This window comes from Photorhabdus caribbeanensis, from assembly GCF_018448885.1.
GTDB lineage: Bacteria > Pseudomonadota > Gammaproteobacteria > Enterobacterales > Enterobacteriaceae > Photorhabdus > Photorhabdus caribbeanensis.
In genome coordinates this window covers 50,830-74,415 of sequence record NZ_RCWB01000003.1, presented here as the reverse complement: position 1 = coordinate 74,415, position 23,586 = coordinate 50,830, and the positions used below count along the sequence as shown (strand labels likewise).

Annotated in this window: 19 protein-coding genes; 5 read left to right on the top strand and 14 right to left on the bottom strand. The window is 40.3% G+C overall.

Annotated features, from left to right (window positions below):
• Window positions 1-147 precede the first annotated feature (147 nt).
• On the top strand, window positions 148-678 hold the full coding sequence (gene ppa / locus EAE90_RS03555) for an inorganic diphosphatase (RefSeq protein WP_214052303.1): 531 nt from the start codon (window positions 148-150) through the stop codon (window positions 676-678).
• A 99-nt stretch (window positions 679-777) separates the two neighbouring features.
• Here ppa and EAE90_RS03550 read toward each other — a convergent pair whose 3' ends face one another.
• The 3 genes from EAE90_RS03550 to tamA are packed head-to-tail and all read right to left on the bottom strand — an operon-like array spanning window position 778 to window position 6,640.
• The gene (locus EAE90_RS03550) at window positions 778-1,125 is read right to left on the bottom strand and encodes a gamma-glutamylcyclotransferase family protein (RefSeq protein WP_036776564.1); all 348 of its coding nucleotides are present in this window, start codon (window positions 1,123-1,125) and stop codon (window positions 778-780) included.
• Between the two features lie 2 nt (window positions 1,126-1,127).
• Window positions 1,128-4,901 (bottom strand): autotransporter assembly complex protein TamB, encoded by a 3,774-nt coding sequence (tamB, locus tag EAE90_RS03545; RefSeq protein WP_214052302.1) that lies wholly within the window; start codon window positions 4,899-4,901, stop codon window positions 1,128-1,130.
• Window positions 4,898-6,640, bottom strand: a complete 1,743-nt coding sequence (gene tamA, locus EAE90_RS03540; RefSeq protein WP_214052301.1) for an autotransporter assembly complex protein TamA — start codon at window positions 6,638-6,640, stop codon at window positions 4,898-4,900. Before tamA ends, tamB begins: the two co-directional genes overlap by 4 nt.
• Before the next feature lie 114 nt (window positions 6,641-6,754).
• On the opposite strand from tamA, the gene msrA reads away from it, so the two are divergent.
• On the top strand, window positions 6,755-7,402 hold the full coding sequence (msrA, locus tag EAE90_RS03535) for a peptide-methionine (S)-S-oxide reductase MsrA (RefSeq protein WP_214052300.1): 648 nt from the start codon (window positions 6,755-6,757) through the stop codon (window positions 7,400-7,402).
• Between the two features lie 155 nt (window positions 7,403-7,557).
• Entirely contained in the window at window positions 7,558-8,889 is a 1,332-nt protein-coding gene (gene paeA, locus EAE90_RS03530; protein ID WP_214052299.1) for a polyamine export protein PaeA, read from the top strand.
• A gap of 109 nt (window positions 8,890-8,998) precedes the next feature.
• On the opposite strand, the gene EAE90_RS03525 is transcribed toward paeA, so the two are convergent.
• Entirely contained in the window at window positions 8,999-9,205 is a 207-nt protein-coding gene (locus EAE90_RS03525; RefSeq protein ID WP_011148633.1) for a DUF1107 domain-containing protein, read from the bottom strand.
• Between the two features lie 290 nt (window positions 9,206-9,495).
• Here EAE90_RS03525 and EAE90_RS03520 point away from each other — a divergent pair, with 290 nt between their 5' ends.
• Window positions 9,496-10,050: a YtfJ family protein gene (locus EAE90_RS03520; protein WP_214052298.1), complete on the top strand. Its 555-nt coding sequence runs from the start codon at window positions 9,496-9,498 to the stop codon at window positions 10,048-10,050.
• 96 nt (window positions 10,051-10,146) lie between these two features.
• Here the strand turns inward: EAE90_RS03520 and cysQ are convergent, their stop codons facing one another.
• From cysQ to bamJ, 4 genes are all read right to left on the bottom strand, one after another.
• Entirely contained in the window at window positions 10,147-10,890 is a 744-nt protein-coding gene (gene cysQ / locus EAE90_RS03515) for a 3'(2'),5'-bisphosphate nucleotidase CysQ (protein ID WP_214052406.1), read from the bottom strand.
• 249 nt (window positions 10,891-11,139) lie between these two features.
• A complete protein-coding gene (locus EAE90_RS03510; RefSeq protein ID WP_214052297.1) occupies window positions 11,140-12,513 on the bottom strand; it encodes an MFS transporter in 1,374 nt (457 codons plus the stop codon).
• A 121-nt stretch (window positions 12,514-12,634) separates the two neighbouring features.
• Complete coding sequence (locus EAE90_RS03505; RefSeq protein WP_214052296.1) at window positions 12,635-13,738, bottom strand: hypothetical protein; 1,104 nt, start codon at window positions 13,736-13,738, stop codon at window positions 12,635-12,637.
• 576 nt (window positions 13,739-14,314) lie between these two features.
• Window positions 14,315-14,935, bottom strand: a complete 621-nt coding sequence (gene bamJ, locus EAE90_RS03500) for a BamJ family beta-barrel-assembly machinery protein (protein WP_214052295.1) — start codon at window positions 14,933-14,935, stop codon at window positions 14,315-14,317.
• Between the two features lie 270 nt (window positions 14,936-15,205).
• On the opposite strand from bamJ, the gene EAE90_RS03495 reads away from it, so the two are divergent.
• Window positions 15,206-15,922, top strand: coding sequence for a helix-turn-helix transcriptional regulator (locus tag EAE90_RS03495; RefSeq protein ID WP_214052294.1), 717 nt, complete (start codon window positions 15,206-15,208; stop codon window positions 15,920-15,922).
• Window positions 15,923-15,958: 36 nt separating this feature from the next.
• Here EAE90_RS03495 and EAE90_RS03490 read toward each other — a convergent pair whose 3' ends face one another.
• The 6 genes from EAE90_RS03490 to EAE90_RS03465 form a co-directional block, all read right to left on the bottom strand.
• On the bottom strand, window positions 15,959-17,254 hold the full coding sequence (locus EAE90_RS03490) for an ATP-grasp domain-containing protein (protein ID WP_214052293.1): 1,296 nt from the start codon (window positions 17,252-17,254) through the stop codon (window positions 15,959-15,961).
• 10 nt (window positions 17,255-17,264) lie between these two features.
• Window positions 17,265-18,395, bottom strand: coding sequence for an MFS transporter (locus EAE90_RS03485; protein ID WP_246550335.1), 1,131 nt, complete (start codon window positions 18,393-18,395; stop codon window positions 17,265-17,267).
• Between the two features lie 181 nt (window positions 18,396-18,576).
• Entirely contained in the window at window positions 18,577-20,274 is a 1,698-nt protein-coding gene (locus EAE90_RS03480; RefSeq protein WP_214052291.1) for a carbamoyltransferase family protein, read from the bottom strand.
• A gap of 23 nt (window positions 20,275-20,297) precedes the next feature.
• On the bottom strand, window positions 20,298-21,101 hold the full coding sequence (locus EAE90_RS03475; RefSeq protein WP_214052290.1) for a dimethylarginine dimethylaminohydrolase family protein: 804 nt from the start codon (window positions 21,099-21,101) through the stop codon (window positions 20,298-20,300).
• Entirely contained in the window at window positions 21,098-22,288 is a 1,191-nt protein-coding gene (argG, locus tag EAE90_RS03470) for an argininosuccinate synthase (RefSeq protein ID WP_214052289.1), read from the bottom strand. The genes EAE90_RS03475 and argG overlap by 4 nt, the downstream gene beginning before the upstream one ends.
• Complete coding sequence (locus tag EAE90_RS03465) at window positions 22,278-23,477, bottom strand: PLP-dependent cysteine synthase family protein (RefSeq protein WP_246550320.1); 1,200 nt, start codon at window positions 23,475-23,477, stop codon at window positions 22,278-22,280. The genes argG and EAE90_RS03465 overlap by 11 nt, the downstream gene beginning before the upstream one ends.
• Window positions 23,478-23,586 lie beyond the last annotated feature (109 nt).

Here is a 23,586-nt window from a genome sequence, read left to right as displayed (position 1 = left end):
GGCTCATCTAGGTTTTATAGTGACTGCCCCACAGGGTTATCGCCAAACTCAGAGACAGCATTTGTCAGAAAAATGGAGAGTACTTTAAAAAATGTTTTGGCTATAATACTCCCCACTCTATTCTGGTTTGAAATAAAGGAAACTTTCATGAGCCTGAACTTAGTACCAGCAGGAAAAGAACTGCCTGAAGATATCTATGTCATTATTGAAATCCCTGCAAACGCCGATCCAATTAAATATGAAGTTGATAAAGAATCCGGCGCACTGTTTGTAGACCGTTTTATGTCTACCGCGATGTTCTATCCATGCAACTATGGCTACATCAACAACACCCTATCTCTGGACGGTGATCCGGTTGATGTTCTGGTTCCCACGCCATACCCACTACAACCTGGTTCAGTGATCCGTTGCCGTCCAGTTGGCGTTCTGAAAATGACTGATGAATCAGGTGAAGACGCGAAACTGGTTGCAGTTCCACATAGCAAACTGACTAAAGAGTATGATCACATTAAAGATGTGAACGATTTACCGGAACTACTGCGCGCTCAGATCACGCATTTCTTTGAGCACTATAAAGATCTGGAAAAAGGTAAGTGGGTTAAAGTTGATGGTTGGGATAGTGTCGAAGCTGCTAAAGCAGAAATTATCTCCTCTTTCGAACGCGCCGCCAAAAAGTAGCTTTTGTCTGTTTGAATAATTAAAAAACCTCTGGGGAACATCACCGACAGAGGTTTTTTAAAATCATACTCCCTTTTTATTACAAAAAAGGATTTTTATTTACTCTTCCGCATGGCGCTTCAACCAGTCACCGCTTTTTATCCGCCGTAAACCAGTTATTGGAAACTGATAAAGATATATCCACGCATTACCATACGGTGTCTGAATCAATTCCCTTAGATACTCCCGCGAATTATCTTTCAAATCGTCTAATTCTGTCAGGATAGTAGAATTGATTCGATATACCTCACATTCAATACTTCCGTCACCACGGACAACCGCAGGATAATGCCCAAGGTCATATAGCTCATAGCCTTCCAGCCGATGATCACCTAACCATTGAGCATCGGTCATCCAGTGATGATTGCCCTGTTTGCGCCGTAAGCTGCCATAAACAATAATTCGCATTTTTAAAACTCAAACTGATAGAGCAAATCCAATGTCTGATCAATACCAGACACCGCTTCCAGATACAATCTAGGCATTAACCTATAGCGTAAGGTTAACGTTGCCAGTGAATCAAATATACCAACACCATACTTAACTTGCAGATCTTTTGTAATCTTTCCACTAACAACTACCTGTGATTTATCACCAACCCCCTGAGTATCCAATGCTAAGTCGGAAACACCAAATATTTCACCGATCTTACTTACCAATTGACCACTCTGCGCAACCCCTAAACCTATTAATATTGCTGTCATCTGTGAGTTATCCGAGTCACTATTCTCTAACCCTTCACCCCGCAGCAGATAAGAAAGCGCTTCCAATTGTGATCTAACAGGTTCTGAGAAAATTTCTACTTTTGGCTGATCCGCTAAACCGGTCACTCTTACTCCTGCAATAACCCGCCCATCGGTAGAATCTGGATTACGGATAGCCTCAATGTTAAGTAACGGCTGATCAGGTGGACCTGAGAACATAATCAGCCCTTTACGGACGATCAGATCCTGCCCATAAGTATGGAAACGACCATCAAGAATATCAACTTGACCGTTCAAACCTAAGCCTTGTTTATCTTGAACAACCTTCAAATCGCCTTTAAGTTGCGCTTTAAGACCAAAAGCACTGAGACGAACATCGTCTCCTATATGAATCGTCAAGTTACTTTGAATCGGAATCGACGCTTTTTTCTCTTGTAATGGCTGGAGATTCTCATTCAATATCACTTCATCCGGTGAAGCCTCAACTGTCGATTCTGGTAGCTCCTTCACCGTAATACGCGCCCAAGGGATACCAACGCTACCATCCAATTTCAGCAACTGAGGAGAAGCCTCAAACACCAGAGCGGGGCTAACATCAATTTTCACCATTGGTGGAAGAACTACTCTTAACTTGTCACCATTAGCCGCCATTCTTGCATGCCATGCATCCACATTGCGCCAGTCTGCGTCACCATTCAGGTTAAGTTGTCCTTTCGGTGTTTTGATAACTCCCTCAAGAGCAGAATGTACCCCATCAAAATTCACACCTATTTGCCCTTGAGTAATATCAAACGGGATCCAGTGACCCGAAACTTGCAATGCATCCAAGTTCAACCGACCAAACAATAAGGGATTTTTGACATTACCTCCCAGACGCAAGTTAGCCTTCAAATGACCTTCAGCCTTATCGCCATTCCCTAGAATAGGCTTAATTAATGCCAATGAAATATCCTGAACATCGACATTGCCCGACAGCTTACGACTCCCTGCAAGATCATCAACCTGAACATCACCGTTAAACTGACCATTTCCCATAATCTTAAACAACCAATTCAGCTTTGCTGTGCCATTCTTCAAGCCTGCATTGAGTGTCAGCGTCTGGAAATCTACCGGTAATGCAGTGCCATCAACCATCTGCTTAACCTGAACTCCATCACCACGCAGATTAACGTTGGCCTGAGGCAATTCTCCGTCCGCACTCCATTTAACGTCAGCATTGCCACTGAATACACCTTTCAAATGGGTTTCAGGCTCCAGTAATGGCTGAATCATCGCAAGATCAAAGCGTTCAAGAATAAGGGATACGCTACCGCTGGCGCCTGCTTCAATGGATTTAGGTACACAGAGCCGCGCATGTGGATTCAGCCAACAATGCGTGCCCACAGTGATTTTCTGTTGCTGATTAAGATAATCGAGAGTTATTGCTTTAGCTAAACGCCATTCTCCAACCGGAGTGTCAAAACGGGTATTGTCGATGCTGCCTTTCCATCGCTGTTGCTTACGATCAAAACTACCATTAAGCGAAAGTTGACCCGCAATCGGCTCACCGTCGATCTTTAGTTGCACGTTGTGCTGTTTCTCATTGCCCTTTGCATCCAACGTCAAATTACGGACAATCAAATCGGCCTGTTTTAACTGACTGACTTTAACAGCAAGATCCCCGTGGATCTGTTCAGCAGAACGTACACTCCCCTTGACACTCACACGATCAATGCGCAAATCCTGCCACTTCAATCCATTGACCTTAAGATCAGCCAAAAGTTGAGGCGCTTGCATATTACCGCGCAATTTCAGCGTCCCATTCACGACACCGCCAAGCCCCGGTAATATGCCATCCAGCTTTGGTGCACTGATATCGCCATCCAATTTCCACTGTTTGAACAACTGCCCCTGGAGATTCAATTTATTGCGCCCTAAAGCTAGCTCAAATTGAGGAATATTCCACTGACCAGCCGCGTTACCAGAAATCTTACCTCTGGCTTTTACTAAGTTCTGTTTTACGTTGCCGTCCAGCATAATTTCCGGGATCTGGAGCTGCCAACTACCACCGTGTAAACTACCACGGGTAACTATTTTTCCATCTACTTTGGCGGGCCATTCCGGCCACTGTTTAGCGGTATTGATCCCGGAGAGTGCCAGTACCGCATTCCAACTGACCGCCTTACTCCAGTCTGCCACACCTGCCAATTCAGCCTTTCCCTGCAAAGCAGATAGGCGTAGACGGGTCAACTTAAACTGCTCTTCATTGCCTTTAGCATCTAACACGAGTAATGCCGGTGGAATTTCATTCCCCTTAATACTGGAACGCAATGACAGATCATAACCACTGGCCTTACCATTTAGACGCATTCTTACGCTATCAAGCTGATATTCAGGCGTTCCCGTTAAAGGCCAACTTAGTTGCTGGCTTTCAAACATCATTCGCACTGGCAAACCCGCCTTCGCCAGTTCCGCTTGAGCATCAAGTTTAGCCCTGACAGGACCAGACAAATTCATTCCCAAGCTAAGTTGCTCCAGTAAAGCGCCATTAAGCTTTACATCAACCTTTTGCCCCTGAATCTCTTGTCGACTTAATTCACCTTTTATTACCAATTTTATCGGCCACTGCTGCGCCAGAGTCGCAGAACCATTAATGGCAATAGAACCTTCCGGCATCTTAACATTCAATTTGTTGAGCTGAATCTGCTGTCCCTGATTACTGAGTTGCAACAAAAACTCATTGATTGTGATATCAGTATCACCCGTCAGCCGTAACTGCTTACCGCTGATCCCTGCAATCGTCATATCCAATGGAATAGGCACTTCCGGTAACGTTGCCAATAGCGGTTGAGAGAACAATTTTTTCAAAATTTCTGCCAACGATTTTTCCGGTTCACTCCCTCGTTTCATTTTCTCCTCTGCTTCTGCTGTTTTCAGCCGATCAGGGGGAGTTTTTGGCAGTCCCACCAGCAATCCATTAATTTTCGTTGGCTTAAGCGTTAATACTTTTTGCTGCCACTGAGCTGCGGTCCTAAGTTCATCAAGGGCAAATACCATATCATTTACGGTGACAGTGACATTTTTAACAGATAGCAAATCAAGGGAGACTGGATACGGCGTCCTCAGTTCAGTCAAAGGCTCTGACTTTGACGACGGTTCTCCCGCAGGGGGCAATTGGCTAGTATTAATCGCAACTTTTACGCCTTCCGTTGTCAATGCATTAACACATAGCTGACTATTTTTAAGACAGGAAAGACGCAGCGAAAGGTGGAGTTGATTGACATTGACATCCACACCGGGCATTTGATACTTAACGCCTTTCAGAGTCAAATCACGCCAACCGCCACTGACACTGGCTATATCTAACCCCGGCACCCAACGGGCAGCACTGTTAATCATAAAATGCAAGCCAGATTGCGTTCCTACTAACCCGGCAACAGCAATAACCAACAAAGTCACCATCAGCAAAAAAGCAATACTGACCTTTTTAATCCATCTCATAATTCAGATCCTAACCCAATGTAAAACTGGATATTACGGGATTCTGAATCCCCTATTGGTCTGGCAAGGTCAAATTTAATGGGTCCGACTGGAGAAGCCCAACGTACGCCAACACCTACGCCGGTTTTAAAATTACTTTTTCTAATGTCATTAATGGCCTCGCCAGTATCAACAAAAACAGCACTCCACCAATTACCCGTGACGTTATATTGATACTCAAGCGAACCCACAACCAGTGCGGATGCACCGGTCAATTTTCCTTTATCGTCTTTAGGGGAAATTTTCTGATATCTGTAGCCACGAACACTGTGATCACCACCAGCGAAAAAGCGTAAGTCAGGTGGAACTTTCTCGAACGCATTGGTTTCTATCCACCCCAAATTACCCCGAGCAACAAAACGGTGATTATCCCAGTAAGTCCTGATCCAAACGTTTTGCGCCTGTAATACCAAGAAATCGACATCAGAACCCCAAAGGATATCAGAGATATCAATAGAATAGCGCTGGCTATCGCCCCAATAAGGCATTGTCCCCCCACGCTGGCGAATACGGCTAACATTTGCTCCTGGGTATAATAACATTGCCGTATTGGTGACATTAGCCTGAGTAAAGTGGCTGAGACTCCAACGCATATTGACCCCATACTGCCAACCTGTTGAAAGATCCCAATTACGGGAAAGATTCACTGTCGCGGTATCTGATACGGTATCGTTGATATCTTTACGCTTATAACCTGTCTGCAATGCGTAATATTGCTCTAACGGGTTTACTTTCAGCGGTATTTTATAGGTGGCATCAACAACCTGTTCAGGCGCCGAAAGGTTGATGCTGGTGCTAAGGCTGTGTCCACGGGAATTAAGCCAGGGTTTTGTCCATTTCGCTTTTACCCGTGGTCCTATATCAGATCCATACCCCCCACCCAGTTCAACATAGTTTTTGGAACGTGGAGTTAATACCGCTTCAAGAGGAAGCATTCCGTCACCATTTTTTCTAGCAGTATTAAAATCCGGTGTAACTACCGCTGAATTAAACCAGCCAGTTTCTGCTAACCGCCGATTCAATTCGGCCAATTGTTCAGAAGTATAAAAATCCCCTTCTTTAAACGGAACCAGATGATCCAGATAATCTTCGCGGATCTGTGAACCACGATAACGCATCTGACCAAAGTGATAACGCTCACCGCTATTAAAAACAAAATCCCAGAATGCCTCATGCCGCGTTTTAGAAATACCCAATTGGCTCTTTTTCATCACAGCGTCAAAATAACCTTTCCTAATAGCAAGCCCGGTCAGAGAACCTTTAAAGCTTTCATATTCATCATGATTAAGAACCGTTCCTTTCTTTGGACTTTTGCTTGTTACTAGTTTGGCATAATCTCCATCTGTCTTCGCCCCACCTTCCAAAACAACATTAACACCGGCGATTCGCACAGGCTCACCTGCGGTAACTTTTGCCGTTAATACCGAGCGAGCAGGCGGTTTATTTTCCTGATAGGAAAATTCGATAATGGGTTCATAATAACCAAGCGGGCGCAAGCCTTCACGAATCGCTTTATCTACACGAGATCGGAAACGGCCATCTGGTGCAACTTCATCTGTGCTGATAGTGGAGAGATGAATTCGGGCATTTTTCTCTAAACTGCCTGTTAGTCCCTCTATTTTCAGACGAAGATTAGCGCTATAAGCAATGGGAGAGGCGATAGACACACAAAGAAAGCATAAAACGGGGTATCTCAACACGCGAACTCCTAACCTGATCGGAATAATTTTACTATAATCAATTTATCTTGAGTAAAGTTTATAATATATACAATCTATTAATGTCTGAAAACTTAATAATTACGGGAGTGAATTGTGCCAACTTCAGCTAATAACAGCCTATCTATTGATCCTCAAAGCGCATTACCAGGCAGAACCGAGCCACTTAAGGTTTCACCTAACCATGCTGTTACTGATCATGCGATAGAACCTGTTCCAGAAAATATGGAAGTTGCCTATTTTGGTATGGGGTGTTTCTGGGGCGTAGAACGCCTATTCTGGCAACAACCCGATATTTACACCACCTCCGCAGGTTATAGCGGCGGTACAACAGCGAATCCAACCTACGAAGAAGTTTGTAGCGGCCTGACCGGACATGCTGAGGTTGTTAGAATTGTTTACGATCCAGCAAAGAACAGCTACGAAAACTTATTAAAACTGTTCTGGGAAAACCACGATCCCGCTCAAGGGATGCGCCAGGGCGGGGACATTGGTACTCAGTATCGCTCCGTGATTTATACCGTGTCACCTCAGCAACATGAACTGGCATTAGCTAGCCTTGAACGCTTCCAAAAAGCAATGCAACAACAAGGGGATAACCGCCCTATTACAACGGAGATCACAGAAGCGGGGCCATTCTATTTCGCCGAAGATTATCATCAACAATATCTATTTAAAAATCCTGAGGGGTATTGCGGACTAGGCGGTATTGGTGTTTGCCTACCTCAAATGAACAAAAACTAGTCGTTGTATTTTATTAATGTTATAATTACTACGCTAATCAATGGTTTTCTAAGTATTTGTTATCACTTTTTATTTTATATGATTTTTATTGTTTCCTCCGGTGCTCTTCTAAATGACAACCTACCCTACCACCGGAGGTAAAACATGGATTCCTTATGCTAAATAGTCTCTTAATAGTATTTCTATTGTGTGCGATAAGCGCCTTTTTTTCGTTATCTGAAATCTCTCTTGCTGCCTCCAGACGAATCAAACTAAAACTGATGGCTGATGAAGGTAACATCAACGCAGCCCATGTCCTCAAATTACAAGAAACACCGGGAATGTTTTTTACCGTGGTGCAAATCGGCCTAAATGCGGTAGCAATATTAGCCGGTATTGTCGGTGAATCCGCATTCTCCCCTTCACTAAAAGCTTTTTTCATGAAATTTATGCGCCCGGAATGGGCGGAACAATTGGGCTTTATCTGTTCATTTACCATTGTCACCAGTATATTCATTTTGCTCGCTGACTTGACGCCAAAACGAATTGGCATGATCAAACCTGAAGCCGTCGCAGTGAAAATTGTCAACCCTATGCGTTTCTGTCTGACAGTTTGCCGTCCATTAGTTTGGCTATTTAATGGCCTGTCTGATCTTATCTTTAAGATCTTTAAAATTCCGACAGTACGTAATGAAGACATCACATCTGATGATATTTTTGCGGTTGTGGAAGCAGGTGCTGTTGCTGGTGTGCTACGTAAACAAGAGCATGAACTGATTGAAAACGTGTTCGAACTCGAATCCCGCACAGTGCCCTCTGCCATGACGTCAAGGGAAAGTATCATCTACTTCGATAAGAATGAAAGTGAAGAAAGTATCAAACAACAGGTTTCCAGCCAGCCACACTCCAAATACCTGATATGTGATGGAGATATTGACCACGTTATCGGTTATGTCGATTCCAAAGACCTGCTCAACCGTGTCCTGAGCGGTCAAAGCCTCAGCTTCAATAAAGGTGTCCAGATCCGCAACGCGCTGATCATTCCAGATACTTTGACGCTTTCCGATACTTTAGAAAGCTTTAAAGCGGCGGGTGAAGATTTCGCTATTATCCTGAATGAATATGCACTGGTAATGGGTGTCATTACCCTTAATGATGTTATGACCACCCTAATGGGTGATTTAGTCGGACAAGGGCAGGAAGAGCAGATTATTATCCGCGACGAAAATTCATGGTTAGTAGAAGGTGGAACACCTATCGATGATGTACAGCGGGTACTGGATATTGATGATTTTCCTGATTCAAGTAACTATGAAACCATTGCAGGTTTCATGATGTTCCGGCTGCGTAAAATTCCAAAGCGTACCGATTCAGTCAAGTTTGCGGGTTACAAGTTTGAAGTTGTCGATATTGATAACTACAAAATCGATCAGCTATTAGTCACAAAAATCACTGACATTCCCACCGCGACACCAACGCAAAACCTACTTATCAGTGATGATAAATAAAAACGGCCTATTCTTGAACTAAGGCCGTTTAATATTCTCGTGTTAAGCGCCACCCATTGTTATTTTGTGGCGCAGATGACTCAGTATGCAACCCGACTCTTTTCGTTTTCTATCCTATTTCGGCCTGCAAACGTAGCACTTGCTGATTGACTTCGCTCATTACACTAAAATGGCGTTTATCTCTCACCTTCGGTGGTAAAATTTTGCCACAGTCGAATTCAAAAGCCCCCATATCTTTAATGTATAAACGTCCACGGAATAAAGTTTTAACGTAGAGAGCAATTTTCAGTGGGTTATATCGGTGAAAAATTTTCATCTCTGCTTTTTTCCTCCTAAGTGCTTCTTACGGTTACGTTTGGTGAACCAACTCCATACACCATACCGTTATGTAGAATAATAGACTGAATTTATCCGATTTTGTTCCCTCCATTTTTAGTTTTATGCACCGAATTTACATAAAATGACAGATATTTAGATATACATAACTATGTAACTTTATCTCTTACTTAATGTTAAAAATTTGATCTTCTTTAAAGAGATAAATCAGTTAATACCCGCTATGCTAGAGATCCATGCATTTTCACATTAACCTACAAAGGAAAAATTATGATAAAGAACTTTATGCTATATGCTGTGCTACTTTGTTCTCCTGCTTTAGCACTCGCTCACAACATCACTCTGGAACAACAAGTTCCTACGATCAGCGTCTCTGATAAAGGTGAGTTGCTCCTCAACAATAACAAGTTTAGCTACCAAAATTGGGATAGTGGAAAACTGATTGGCAAAGTGAGAGTCATACAACATATTGCAGGTCGTAGTGCAGCTAAAGAGATGAATGCTCCGCTGATAGAAGAGATAAAACGTGCTGATTTTTCAAAAGAAAAATACCAAACAACCACCATCATCAATGTCAGTGATGCCATATTCGGTACTGGACCATTTGTCCGCAGTAGTATTGAAGATAGCAAAAAAGAGTTTCCGTGGTCCCAGTTTATCGCTGACAGCAACGGTGTGGTCAAAAAAGCTTGGCAGTTGGAAGCGAAAAGTTCTGCCATTATTGTCCTGGACAAAAATGGCGCCGCGAAGTTTGCCAAAGAAGGTAAGCTAACCAGTAGCGAAATCAAACAAGTCATTGAATTAGTTCGTAAAGAACTACAGTAAAAACATCCGTGGTGATAATGACTTGCAGGTATGTTTTCGTTTGCCCTTATCACCACCATTCTGCTGAAAAACAATTTTGCTAAAAAACAGCCACGATTAAAAAATCGTTACTCTAAATCCCGGATTTAAGAATGATTCACGAGGCGTATAATCTAGAGTCTGACCTTTCCAGTTCGTCACGTGAGCACCAGCAGCAATGGCTATAGCGTGACCCGCCGCAGTATCCCAGATATGAGTGGGCCCAAAACGCGGATAAAGTTGCGCTTTTCCTTCGGCCACCAAACAGAACTTCAGTGAAGACCCCACAGAAACCGTCTGATGTTCACCTAACTGATTGAGATAATCTTCTAATTCCGTATCCATATGAGAGCGGCTAACGACTACCATTGGTGGATTAGCATCACGAATTTTAATCGGCAAGCATTGACCACCACCGGCTTTTTTCCATGCTTGCCGCCCTTGTCCGAAATAAAGCGTATCCTGCACAGGAGCATATATGACTCCCATCACAGGAACGCCCTCATCAATCAAGGCAATATTAACCGTAAATTCACCGTTGCGATTAATAAATTCCTTAGTACCATCCAGAGGATCAACTAACCAATAGCGCTGCCAATCACGTCTCTCTTCCCAAGTGGGAAGCTCTTCTTCTGACAACAGTGGAATTTCCGGAGCGATACGGGATAATCCGGCTTTAATGATTTTATGAGCCGCAATATCAGCCATAGTAACCGGCGAATCATCTTGCTTATGATCAATTTTCAGAGGATGTTCATCCTGATAAATTGTCATAATAGCCGCACCAGCTTCCTGAGCCAGTTGGCAAATTTGTTCTAGCATCATACACCTCTGCGGTTAGTCATCTGTTATCATTTTAGACTATATTACCAATTGATCTTTTTATTGGAACGGTAAGAATTTTATTACCCCTCTTGAAGCAAAAACAACTGGATATACCTGCTCAAATTATTAACAATCTGATGCAATCACTGTGATCTTCATGTTTTCACCAAGCACTTTCGCCCAATATGATGCCGTCATCCAACCCGCTGTACTACAAACAATGTATTCCGCATTAAAAACCTTGTGTTAATACCCGCGACTTCGTTGTAAACCCCGGCACACTGCAAACGCGACTAAAGACAACATAGCAGCTATCAGTAACGCCATAGCTTCCGAGATATGGATGACAGACTCCCCACCGTGTTGCGTCAACAGTGAAAAAAAAGCAACTCCTGCGGCAAACCCGGTTTGACGCAACGTGCTGGTAAGGGCTGCCGCCAATCCTGAATTCTCAGGAGCAACATTGTCCATCACTAACCTTGCCATCAATGGATTAAGCACCGCGGCTCCCGTACCTAACAGCAACAACCCAGCCGCCAACAACCAGACATTCCCATCAACAACCGGACTAAAGATACCAGCGAGCAACACCAATCCAACCGTTAACATCAGGAATCCCTCAGTAGCTTGAAGATTGAAACGCTCGGCAATCCTCAATAAAGGCACCAAGGTCAACGGCAAAGAAAGCAATAGCATTGTCATAGCCAGATACAATGCATCAAAACCCAACTTCACCGCGAAATATTGCGGCAACACCACAAATAGGCTCCAGTAGGCGATAGAAAAAATAATCGGCAGAACCAACGAGATAAGAAAGGCACTATTTTTAAGCTCCGGTAAGCGTGTAAAACTACGCGCAGAAAAACGGTGACATAGCCAAACGCTTACTATCCCCAGAATAAGCAACGTTGCCTTGACGATAGTGCCATATTGCCCCGGAAGCACTTGCTCGATGTATTGATACATGGTGATCAACAGCAGAATTACAGTCACTGGTAAAGTACTAAATAGCGAAACACGGCTTAACGCCCCACCAGTAGACAAGGTGCTGCCTTTTCTTTTCAACATCAAGAATACAACCAGCCCCCCTAAGGGCAAGTTGAGCAACAATATCCATGACCAGTCTAGCATCCTGATTATTAAGCCCCCCAGAGGTGGCCCCAAAGAAAAACTCAGCCCAAGTATCATTGACCAGGCTTTGAAAACCTGTGAGCGATTACTATTTCCCATTGGAAACAAGAGATTCAACAGCGCCATCGCCGCTGTATTCAAAAAGGCGGCGGCAATTCCTTGAATTAAACGCACAAAGGTAAAACTGCCAAGAGAAACACAACTGACGGAAATATAAGAAGCAACAACGAACACCAACAAGGCGGAAATCAGTGTTCTCATCGCTCCCAGACGATCAGTGATTATTCCGGCAGGTAATAAGAAAGCGGCGAAACCCGCCGTATAAGAAATGCTGAGCCATGCTCCTTCTTTAACGCCGAAACCAAGTTCAGTCGCGATCACCGGAATAGCAACCCCTAGGCCGGTTGTATCAAAACCAATCATAAAAGTGACGATCATGATAGCGATAAATATGGCTCTGTATTTCGTATCTTGATTAGAAGAATTCATATAATCCTATGATTAAGAGGGTGAATATAGCCATGCTTTTCCATACATCATTAATGTTTCAGACAACAATAATTCAGGGCTCATTATCATCTGAAACATCCGATAATATGTGTCAATTTACCTAAGCAAGAATTGAACCTTCAAGATATTTGACCACATTGCGATCAATCAGACATTCACACTGTTCATCCATCACACCAAACGCCGTTATCCACATTTCCTCCATACGTGCCCTTGCCATTTCAGGGCCCTTTTCATGCGCCAATAGCGCTAGCATGTAAGTTGTGCCAGAGACCGTATAACCCGCCATTTTGATTCGGGAGCATTTCAGTGATAGCTCAAGAGGAGATGCATTCATTTCCGCCAGACTTTTGGCAACAAAAGCGTTTTTCTGGGCCATATCCTTAACATCAGGAGAATTTAAAAATTGTTTGCGAGCAGTTTCATTCTCAATGAGGTAACGCAACGAGCTCATCAGATGGAAACTTTCCATCGGTTTAATCACCGAGACATCGGCACCATGCCAAATATCGAGGAGTGCCCACAAATCCATCTCTTTGACATTACCTGGCATGATTTTCTGGCCGGTATTATGGCCTATAGTATCCAAATAAATATAAGCAGTGCTGGTCTCACTATTCTGGGAGAACGAATAAATTTTCGTATAATCCCCCGCCTTACTGATCCCCCTTTTCGTCAACATCACTTCCTCTGGTAAACGCCCCAACGTAACCACTCCATGAACATGATTGCGCGAAAGGATAAAACCTACTTTTTCCAGCAGATTATGAGTCTGTTCCTTATCAAAATTACCATTATCATCCCGCACACCCCATTGCCCATCCTCCGTTAACGCCAGACCAAAAGGATCGACAATCATCTTTACTGGTACGGAACCAATCAAAGCCAATATATTTTGCAGTGTTTCTTCGAATAATATTAAGCCCTTCTCAATATTATTATTTTTATTTGCCGACGAGATAAATCTCAGAGAAATATATTCTACCCCAAGTGTATTTGCGTGAATTACTCGGTCGGCAGCACTACGCCAACCATAAGCAAAATAGCCAGGTATTCCCTTTGTCGGCTTACATTCTTCTTCTCCTAGATCAATACTAACATCAATAGCCTGCGCCATTCTTTCCGGGGAAATTCGGTATAGACTTTCAGAATTAATACGGCGAGAAAAATAGGGTATTAATGGTGATATTTCAATTGCATACATTTCCATTTCCTTTATATCAAGATAACATTCCTGGCTAATTACGCCGCCAGACCGTTTATAATCGTTGATGTAATGAAGTAGTCACACTATTCTGCAATATATTTAATAAATCAACATTATCTTTATAATAAAAACCAACAAAACATTGTTTATTTGTTATTAAAGTGACTAAAGCAATAAAAAATGCTTTAAAATACTGAAACTCAGCAAAGATAAAGTAAATAAGAGTTAACAAAAGAAAGGAAAAAGTGGAACCTAGCCTTGCCAGTACGAAACCGCACTATAATCACGATTAAAACCTGAGAGAACCCAAATAGTTATAGCAACAGCACGGAATATCAGGAAAATAGTGTTACCAATAGCATTACCATCTATTTTTTAGTTAAAAGCGAAAATTGACCAGGCCAAAAATCCTATTTAAAGCAATAACTGGGACATGGAGAGAAAGCCAGTTAATCGGCAACATACTAGCTGAAATTTTCGATAGTCTGAAAACACTACCCACTTTTTAAATGGGTTTATCAGTAGTCTGAGGCGAATATACCGGCTATTTTTAATCCTACCTCTGGATAAAACTTACAGAATATCCAATAATTCCACCTCAAAAATCAGAGTGCTATATGGTGGAATCGATGCACCAGCACCACGCTCACCATAAGCCAAATTATAAGGGATATAAAGTTCCCATTTAGAACCGACAGGCATCAACGTCAATGCTTCAATCCATCCGGCAATCACACCATTCACAGGGAATTCAGCAGGTTCGCCACGCTGTACTGAGCTGTCAAACACGGTGCCATCAATCAAACGCCCCGTATAATGAACACGCACGCGGTCAGTACGGGCAGGAATTGCACCATCACCCTGTTTCAGTACAGAGAACTGTAAACCAGATTCTGTGGTGCTTATACCGTCACGCTGAGCGTTTTCTGCCAGAAACTTCTGCCCCTCTTCTGCCATAGCCTGCTGACGTTCGCGACGCACACCATCTGCACGTTCATGCATTTCACGTAAGGCGCGATGTAATATATCGACCGGCACCGCTGGAGAATGATTTTCCAGCGCATCACACAACCCTGCCAACAGCGCTTCAGGTTCCAGACCTTGCAGGCCAGACTCCAGTAATTGCTGACCAACTTGCAAACCAACTCCATAACTTGCTTGTGCTTCGATAGAATCAAAAGAAAGTTTTGCCATGAAAATACCTGTGATCAAATTAAATTAGGTCTGTAAGCATAACAGCGCTATGCAGCGGGGTAAACCGAAGATATCACTAGAAAAATACATGTCGACAAAATATATAAGAGCTAATAATCGATATAATTCTCAGTAGCATATTCATTCCTTAAAGGTTACAATATAAAAATTCAATTTTTATATATTTTTACTTATAATTGATTATATGAATAAAATATTTATTATATAAAATTAGTTTTATTGAAAATATTATACGACGAGGAAAATCTTATGAATACATTATTTAATGAGATTTTATCTGAAATTAAAAAGTCCAAAACCATGCCAGAATTAGAAAAAAAACTGTTAAACGCGATAAATTATCTGGGTTTTGAATTCTACTCAATTTATCAGGAAGAAAAATATCCATTCACGACAAAAAAATATGTTCTAATAACCAACTTAAATATAGAAACCGTAAACAATTATAATCAAGATAATAATCACGACAGCGACCAACTAATGAATGGTGATTACACTTTCTCTATTCCATCAGTTTGTAATGATAAAATATCAGAAAACGCTGATTTTATGATTGAAAAATCAAATCCAAATAAAAATGAAGTTAAAAATAGTCTTTCAATCAAAATTAAAGGTTATCATGGCGAAAGGTCAATTTTTTCAGTTGCCAGAAAAGAAGGCGCTATTTCCCACAATGAAATACTTAACAAAGCCGGAATGTTAGGCATACTGGCAAATGAATGCATAAAAACATTTAATAACCTAAAAAATAAAAAGGATAAAATCATTGTTCCAACGCTCTCTACCAGAGAAGTTGAAGTCATAAGATGGACTTGTGAAGGAAAAACTTCTGCTGAAATAGCCGATATACTGGACATTTCAACAAGAACCGTTAATTTCCACATTAACAATGTCATGGAGAAATTAGTGGTTCCCAATAAAGTCGCAGCAGTTGCTAAAGCAATAGCATATAATCTAATTATATAATAATTAAAGCCGAAATAAGGCTCTAACTATACGAAATTATAAAATATAATTAGACAATATATCCCTCCATGCATCATTAATTTCATTCATCAGGGATTCACATTCGATGTGCTCGTCATTAATGTGCACACAAACGTAACCACAGAAATCATTATTGCTTTTTGGTGTTTCGTAAACCAATGAATTCTTCTCTAAATTAATATTTATTGCAATAATTTCATAATATAATTTATTCAAAATATTATCAACAGATGCTAATAATACTTTATTAACTTCCGTTTTATCGAACTTATCATTAATCCTTCCATCTTTACCCGCCAGCAAATTAATCAAAAATGCTCTTCCCTTCGCTTCAGGCAATATCATTCGATTACTAAATCCTTTGACTAAATGGTCAACCCAAATTTCCTGCAAACTTATACCATATACCCGGTTAGCCATATCCCAAATACGCATACCCGCAGGTCTACGATTAGTTTCAACTAGAAAAGTTTCTCCCGTTTTGCCATCTTGCTTAATCTCATTATGGAATGCGCCAAGAGTCTGCCCTGAGATCAGATTCATTGCCTGCCCTGCTTTATGTAATGCAATCGTATTTCTGCCATCACATTGCGCCGGCACTATTTGGCCTATTTCAACAGGATACTCCCCTTTCTGGGAAACTTTTTGCGTTAAAAACGCCATACACCCAATACCATCATACGAATATTCTGTATCGAAAATAATAAGCTCTTCTGCAAGAATTTGATTACCGCCAGATTGCTCAACTGATTGAGCAAAAGCCATTGGGATTTTACTTCTATCTTTAACCGCTACCACACCTATATTTGCTCGACCACAATTAGGCTTAATAATCACACCATATGGAACAGAATCATAAAATTCTTCTAATTGTTTAATATCATTAATAAAAGTATATCGAGGCGTCTTAATATGTTGCGCCGCAAGCAGTGGTAATATCCGAGTTTCTTGTTGACGAAATTGATATTTTTCAATACCTGCAAAACTTAATTCGGGATCATCACCATAAACGTTTAATTTCTTCGCGATAACAGCCGCATACCCAGATACCGCATCCATAAAGGGGAGAATAGCCGCACATGTCATATTAAGTTCAGCAAGAACTGCCATCACACGATCAACATAATTTTCTGTTCGTACAGGAATATGATAGACAAATGGTGTGATATCTTTCTCCTCACCGGACAACATATCGCTAATAATCACCAACTCAAGAAAGTAATGATATCGAATATAGTCACGAATATTAACGATTTCACTCAGCCTTGCCGGAAGATAATCAAGCACTAATAAATATTTTTTTGAACTCATATTTCCTCCATTATTGACTATTATGCAGATTAAATTTAAGTGAACGATAAGGATTAATAATGAAAAACATTAATAAAACAAATGCAGAGAATATCAGATAAATACTATTGTAGGAAAAATAATTCAGTAAATTAGCACAAATGAAACTGGTTAAAGGTGTGGCTAACTGATTCAAAACCAACACCACACCAAGATACTGAGAAAAACTCTGCTTCGGAATAAGACTTGCTCGATAAGAGCGGGAAAAAAGATTAAAACAACCTTCCGCACCAATAACCAGTAAGAAACCTAATGTGTAAACCACAAATAACGGCCCAGTAGCAAATAGTGTTAGACCACATAATGCAATCAGAAAAGCCGTTATACCAACGATACGTACATCAAAAATTCGGCACAATTTTGGCGCAATAAAAAATACACAACAATTCACCAGCCCCGCATAAGCCAAAAGCTGAGCATAACTCCCCTCCGGCTGTGAAAAAACGCTGGTGATAACATAAACTGCCGTTGACAGAATAGCGCCTTGCATCACATTCATCAGAAATGTCAGGCTAATGACGCGTAGCAAGGATGGATTTCCCATCAAGAATTTAAAAATGGCCGGCAGATTATAACTTTCTCTATTAGCGTGTTCTTCAATCTGGTTTTTCTTTTGTAGCTGAAACCATATCAAGCTACTGATCAAAAAAGGAAAAAATGCAAATGCAAATACGGCATAAATACTGAATTTATAAACCAGCAAACCGACAACCGCCGGAGCTGCAATATAAGTAAACTGTTCAACAAATTGTAAACGAGAGTTAACAGAAGGTAATTCTACTGCACTCATGTTCTTAGAGACAAAACCTTCAAGGTTGACATATCCCGCCCCACTAAAAAAGGATAAAACACATGAGAGAGGAATAATGATATATACAATGCTATTATCAGAATATATAAATGAAAGGATAAAAAGAAATAAGCAAACTAATGATCGAAGAATATCACTCAGGAATAACATAATCAACGTATGCATCCTGTCGCCCATCCAACCAGAAATGGGGAGTGAAATCACCCTGAATAACCGTTCAAGCCCAAAAGCAAAAGATGAAAGTGAAGCGCTATTAGTTGAGGTAAATACTAATACAGGCACAGCGAACATAACAAATGCCTCTGAAAAAACAGAAAAAAAACGAGCCAATATGATCCTATGTATCATTAATATTACCTCAACCTTATTATCTATCCCATTAGGCTATTCTATTTATCAATTTAGCACTGAGCAAGGCTCAAATCGATTACATCAACTACGCCTATTGGGATAGATTTTTACTATGCAATAATTAATGAATAGATTTAATCAAATAATTCCCCAAAACTAAATAATCAATATTTGTTTTCATGAAAGTTTTAATGGCATCATCAGGTGAACAAACGATCGGCTCGCTATCGTTATAAGAGGTGTTCAGCAGCAAAGGCACACCCGTTTTCAGATAAAATGCCTCAATCAACTTGGCATAATCTGGATTTGATGCACTATCTACCACCTGAACTCTGGCAGTGCCATCTACGTGAACCACAGCCGGAATTTCCGATGCTTTATCCACTTTAGCATCCATCGCTAACAACATATATTTTGCAGCTTCCGGTAATTCTTTCCGAACATGGAACCAATCAGCAACATGTTGACGTAATACACTCGGCGCAAATGGTCTAAACATTTCACGATGTTTAACTTTACGATTCATTAAATCCCGAATATCTTCATTTCTCGGATCGGCCAACAAACTACGATTACCCAATGCCCTCGGCCCAAATTCCATCCTCCCCTGGAACCAGCCAACAACATTATTTTCAGCCAACAAGTCTGCGACAACTTCATGAATATTCTCTTCATATGTCCAGTCCAAACCATGAGCCTTCAAACTACGCTGGTAATCATCTTCACTATATCCCAGACCCCAATAAGTATGAGTCAGAGGATAACGTTGATTATTTTCAAGAATATGATGCCAAATAAATAGTGCGGCGCCTGTGGCAGTCCCGCCATCATGTGCAGCAGGCTGAACAAAGATATCTTCAACATCTAGTTCTTCATATAATCGCTTATTGGTTATGCAATTCAATGCAACACCACCCGCAAGGCAGAGCTTATTCGTTGCTGTTTCCTGCAAATAATGACGAGCCATATTTAACACTATTTCATCAGTTATTTGCTGGAGAGAAGCAGCAATATCATAATATTCTTGCGCCACCTCTCCACCTGGGACTCTTTTCACAATACCAAACAAGGATTCCAATTGAGAAAATTCTTGGGTGCGGAAATTGAGAGTAGTGTTATCGATCGTAAACTCACCTTTCTCATAAATCTTAACTAATTGTCGGAACGCCGGCATAAAACTCTCAGGCTTACCATAAGCAGACATTCCCATCACTTTACAAGCATCGTATACAGAGAAACCTAGGAATTCTGCCAATTTCTCCCACATAAAACCAATTGAATTAGGATATTCAATGGTTTTAATTTTTTCCAGACTATTACCATTGCCCAGATATACCCCTGCGGTATTATCCTCTCCAACACCATCAAGTGATAAAGTCAGCGCTTTATCAAATGGCGAAACAAAATAAGCAGATGCCGCATGAGCAGTGTGATGCGGAACCCAATGAAATTGACCACGGAATCCCATTGACTGCAAAATTTCGGGTACTGAAGTCGTTTTGCGATAGAAAATAGATTCACCCGATACACTTCCCCAACTTCCTTCATGAGTGACTTCATCAATAAAGATTGATTTTCTTCGTTCTATCGGATCGATAGAAAACCCAATATGACTCACATCTTCTAGGCTAATACCCGCAAAGTCTAATGCAACTTCAATAGAAGCCAATGGCAACTCATCAGGATTATCAATATTTGCTGGTTTTCCGTGTTTTCTTCTATTTAAACGCTCTTCTTCGATGGCAAAAATAGTTTCTCCATCTTTTAATAGGCAAACAGCCGACTCATGGTAAACTGAATTTATACCTAAAATATACATGACTTATTATCCTCCCATTATAATTATTTAATTTTTAATACTAAGCAGCGCAAACTACCACCACTCTTTAGGAATTCACTCATATCGCATTTAACCACATTGTAACCATAATTATGTAATTGACGCTCAACTTCTATAGAACAATCATGCATGAGAATATCCTTACCTATTGGGATATTATTACAGGAAAATAATTCCCTAGCGTCATGTTCTGATATTGATATCCTACGTTCAAACGTTTCAATAATATAATCTTGGCTCTCTTTAGTAAATGCCTCTGGATAGTAAATAACGGTATCTTTATCAATAAATGAGAATGCCAGAGCCACATGAAAGAAAGTCTTATCCTGAATATGCAGTTCACCTTTAACTTTAAGTTCTGGGTAGACTTTCTGAATTGTATTTACTGCTTCTTTATCTGAGCGAGGACCATAACCAAATATGATATCATTCTCCCAATAGATAACATCTCCAAGCCCTTCAAAATAGATACCTTCATCAACACGATATATCTCATAACCGAGATTTTCCAGATAATCGATATAATACTGGCTTTCCCCTTGGCGTTCAGCGTGCCGGAAATTACTAGCAAGGAATTTATTATTATGCACCATACCACAATCACCTGAGAAAGTCATATCAGGTAAACCATTAACAGGATCAATAGTGCGGATAGTGATGCCACGTTCAGTCAACCGTTCATAAAGAAAATCCCATTGTTGCTGTGCCAATTTTTTATTGACTCTATTATTAGGGTCCATCCAATCATTGATAACGTATTCAATATCGTAAAAGTCAGGTTTACACATTAATAATTCTTTAATCATAACATTTGCCTCATCTTAGATTTAGCACTTTGCTTAGTATGAATATTAAATATTTTTGCAAATCCCTCCGCATCGTTTTGGCTATACAAATGCCCACAATTATATATTGCTAAATTATCATCATAGATAGTCGTCTTTGAAGTACGGGAACAAACGTTGGCATATTTATAGCCTAATTCAAGCTTAATCTCACCATTGACATGTTGATTCATGCTATCAATAAAATGGTTTAAATGAGTTAATAAGGGATCATACCAAAGCCCAGAATAAACTAATTCAACCCATTTTTTATCGATTATCTCTTTAAACCAATTCTCGTTACGATTACTACAGTAACATTCCAAATCACGATGAGCGGTAATTAAGATATGTGCAGCAGGTGATTGATAAATTGCGCGTGTTTTCAAACCGACAATGCCATCTTCAACAATATCAAAAATGCCGATTGACAGTTTTTTACCAATTTCATTTAATATTTCAATAATTTCATATAATGATTTCTTTTCGCCGTCGATCGATATCGGTATTCCATTCTCAAAACCTAATGACAAAAATATTGGCTCAGTGGACGATAATGCATGCTCAAATAATTTCTCTTTGACATCTTCAGGAATTAACATTTCTGGTTCTGCCAACGAACCACATTCGACACTTAATCCCCATATATTTTCACTGGTAGAATAAGGGTTATTACAACCAAATTCTTGAGGAATACCATAATTCATAGCATAACTATTTACGATATTTTCGTCGTATTTAAAATCTCTCAACGAAGCAATAGGTATTTTATTCAGAATTTCTATATTCATATCCATTCTGACTTGATCATTACCTCTGAATTGATGAGCAATATAATCAATATTGAGCTCATTGGCTACTTCAACTGCCGCCTCCGCAATTGCAGGCCGGGAAAGTGCAGCGCTGAGAAAATAACCACTTTGATAAATAGCATTCGCTTTTATCGCTTTTGTCAGGAAATGTTCAGCATATTGCGCTCGATAATCTTTATAGATAAACTTATCAGCACCGGCAACCATGCATTCCAATTCAATATCTTCAATGTCTCTTACCTGTCCTTCATCAATATAAAGAGCAATCACCTTTTTATATTTAGATTTAAGACTTCTTATGATAAGAGGATTATAGAGGCGATTATAGTAAATCACCAAAACATGATCAGAACTCATTTAATACGCACCCCATGTTTGTAATAATTTCTTCTAGCTGAGGTTCTGTTCTACTTTCCTCAACTAATTCTGAGAAATTATTTTCAAATAACCAAGTATCATTATAAATTGTGTCGATATAACGTTCTCCACTATCAGGAATAATGACAACAATATTATCTCCAGGTTTAAAATCATCCAGGTGATTTAATGCTGCGCTTACCGCACAACCTCCCGTTCCACCAATTAAAATACCTTCATTTCTGGCTAATTTTCTTGCTATACGAAATGCATCAATATCTGCAACCTTCAAGGTAATATCGATGTTGCTACGATCCAGAATAGAAGGTGTAAACGTCAATCCCGCGCCTTGTACCAAATATTTCCCTGATTCACCACCGAAAATAACTGACCCCTCAGGTTCAACACCATAAATTCTCACTTGTGGATTTTTCTCTTTCAAATAACGGGAAATCCCAGTAAGAGTTCCACAACTCCCTGCTGTCGCAAAACAAGCCGTCAAATCATTGCCAAAGATTTCATACAACTCACGCCCCGTGGATTGATAATGCTCATCAGGATTAACCTGATTTTCAAATTGCATAGGACTAAACGCATTCGGATAAGCTCTTATAATCTCTTTAGTTAAATCAATGCGATGTTTGACAGTATCCGTTCCCGCTTCAAATTCTGGTAGGAAAATGATTTCCGCACCAAATGCTTTTATTTTATCGCGTTTTGCTGGCGGCACCATGCGATCGAAAACCGCAATAAATCGATAACCTTTGACAGCGCATGCCATTGCCAGACCAATTGCCGTATTACCCGATGATGGCTCAATAACCACCATTCCTGGTCTTAATTCTCCCTGAGCTTCAGCCCTTTCCAACATAGCAACTGCAATACGATCTTTAATACTCCCACCGGGGTTAATATTCTCCATTTTGAGAAAGACATTAATACCTTTAGTATATCTATCATTCAACATAACTACCGGGGTATTACCTATAGTTTGTAATATGTTTTTACCAAGTCTCATACCGGCTTTATCCCTTATGTCTAGGTTAATATGAAGAACAGATAATGATGATAAGGTATTTTTATTAACAGATAAGTAAATCAATTCAATATCTAATGTATCTATTAATTTATTAATGAAACCATTCACTTTATAAATAACTATGGAGAATAACTTTACTCCTATTAACAACAAAAGCTTTTGTTTATGTTTTCACACAAGGGTTAATTAACAAAAATGATAATTATAAAATTACACTTAAAAGTCTACTGTCAACTCTGACAGTTATATCAGCAAAATC

What these genes read in the sequence shown, in the direction of transcription:
- EAE90_RS03475 (WP_214052290.1), bottom strand. Translation starts at nt 21,101, where the DNA reads ATGATTAAAGAATTATTAATGTGTAAACCTGACTTTTACGATATTGAA.
- EAE90_RS03490 (WP_214052293.1), bottom strand. Translation starts at nt 17,254, where the DNA reads ATGAGTTCAAAAAAATATTTATTAGTGCTTGATTATCTTCCGGCAAGG.
- EAE90_RS03505 (WP_214052296.1), bottom strand. Translation starts at nt 13,738, where the DNA reads ATGTATGCAATTGAAATATCACCATTAATACCCTATTTTTCTCGCCGT.
- EAE90_RS03525 (WP_011148633.1), bottom strand. Translation starts at nt 9,205, where the DNA reads ATGAAAATTTTTCACCGATATAACCCACTGAAAATTGCTCTCTACGTT.
- argG (WP_214052289.1), bottom strand. Translation starts at nt 22,288, where the DNA reads ATGAGTTCTGATCATGTTTTGGTGATTTACTATAATCGCCTCTATAAT.
- EAE90_RS03550 (WP_036776564.1), bottom strand. Translation starts at nt 1,125, where the DNA reads ATGCGAATTATTGTTTATGGCAGCTTACGGCGCAAACAGGGCAATCAT.
- bamJ (WP_214052295.1), bottom strand. Translation starts at nt 14,935, where the DNA reads ATGGCAAAACTTTCTTTTGATTCTATCGAAGCACAAGCAAGTTATGGA.
- EAE90_RS03510 (WP_214052297.1), bottom strand. Translation starts at nt 12,513, where the DNA reads ATGAATTCTTCTAATCAAGATACGAAATACAGAGCCATATTTATCGCT.
- ppa (WP_214052303.1), top strand. Translation starts at nt 148, where the DNA reads ATGAGCCTGAACTTAGTACCAGCAGGAAAAGAACTGCCTGAAGATATC.
- tamB (WP_214052302.1), bottom strand. Translation starts at nt 4,901, where the DNA reads ATGAGATGGATTAAAAAGGTCAGTATTGCTTTTTTGCTGATGGTGACT.
- EAE90_RS03520 (WP_214052298.1), top strand. Translation starts at nt 9,496, where the DNA reads ATGATAAAGAACTTTATGCTATATGCTGTGCTACTTTGTTCTCCTGCT.
- paeA (WP_214052299.1), top strand. Translation starts at nt 7,558, where the DNA reads ATGCTAAATAGTCTCTTAATAGTATTTCTATTGTGTGCGATAAGCGCC.
- EAE90_RS03480 (WP_214052291.1), bottom strand. Translation starts at nt 20,274, where the DNA reads ATGTATATTTTAGGTATAAATTCAGTTTACCATGAGTCGGCTGTTTGC.
- EAE90_RS03485 (WP_246550335.1), bottom strand. Translation starts at nt 18,395, where the DNA reads ATGTTCGCTGTGCCTGTATTAGTATTTACCTCAACTAATAGCGCTTCA.
- EAE90_RS03495 (WP_214052294.1), top strand. Translation starts at nt 15,206, where the DNA reads ATGAATACATTATTTAATGAGATTTTATCTGAAATTAAAAAGTCCAAA.
- cysQ (WP_214052406.1), bottom strand. Translation starts at nt 10,890, where the DNA reads ATGCTAGAACAAATTTGCCAACTGGCTCAGGAAGCTGGTGCGGCTATT.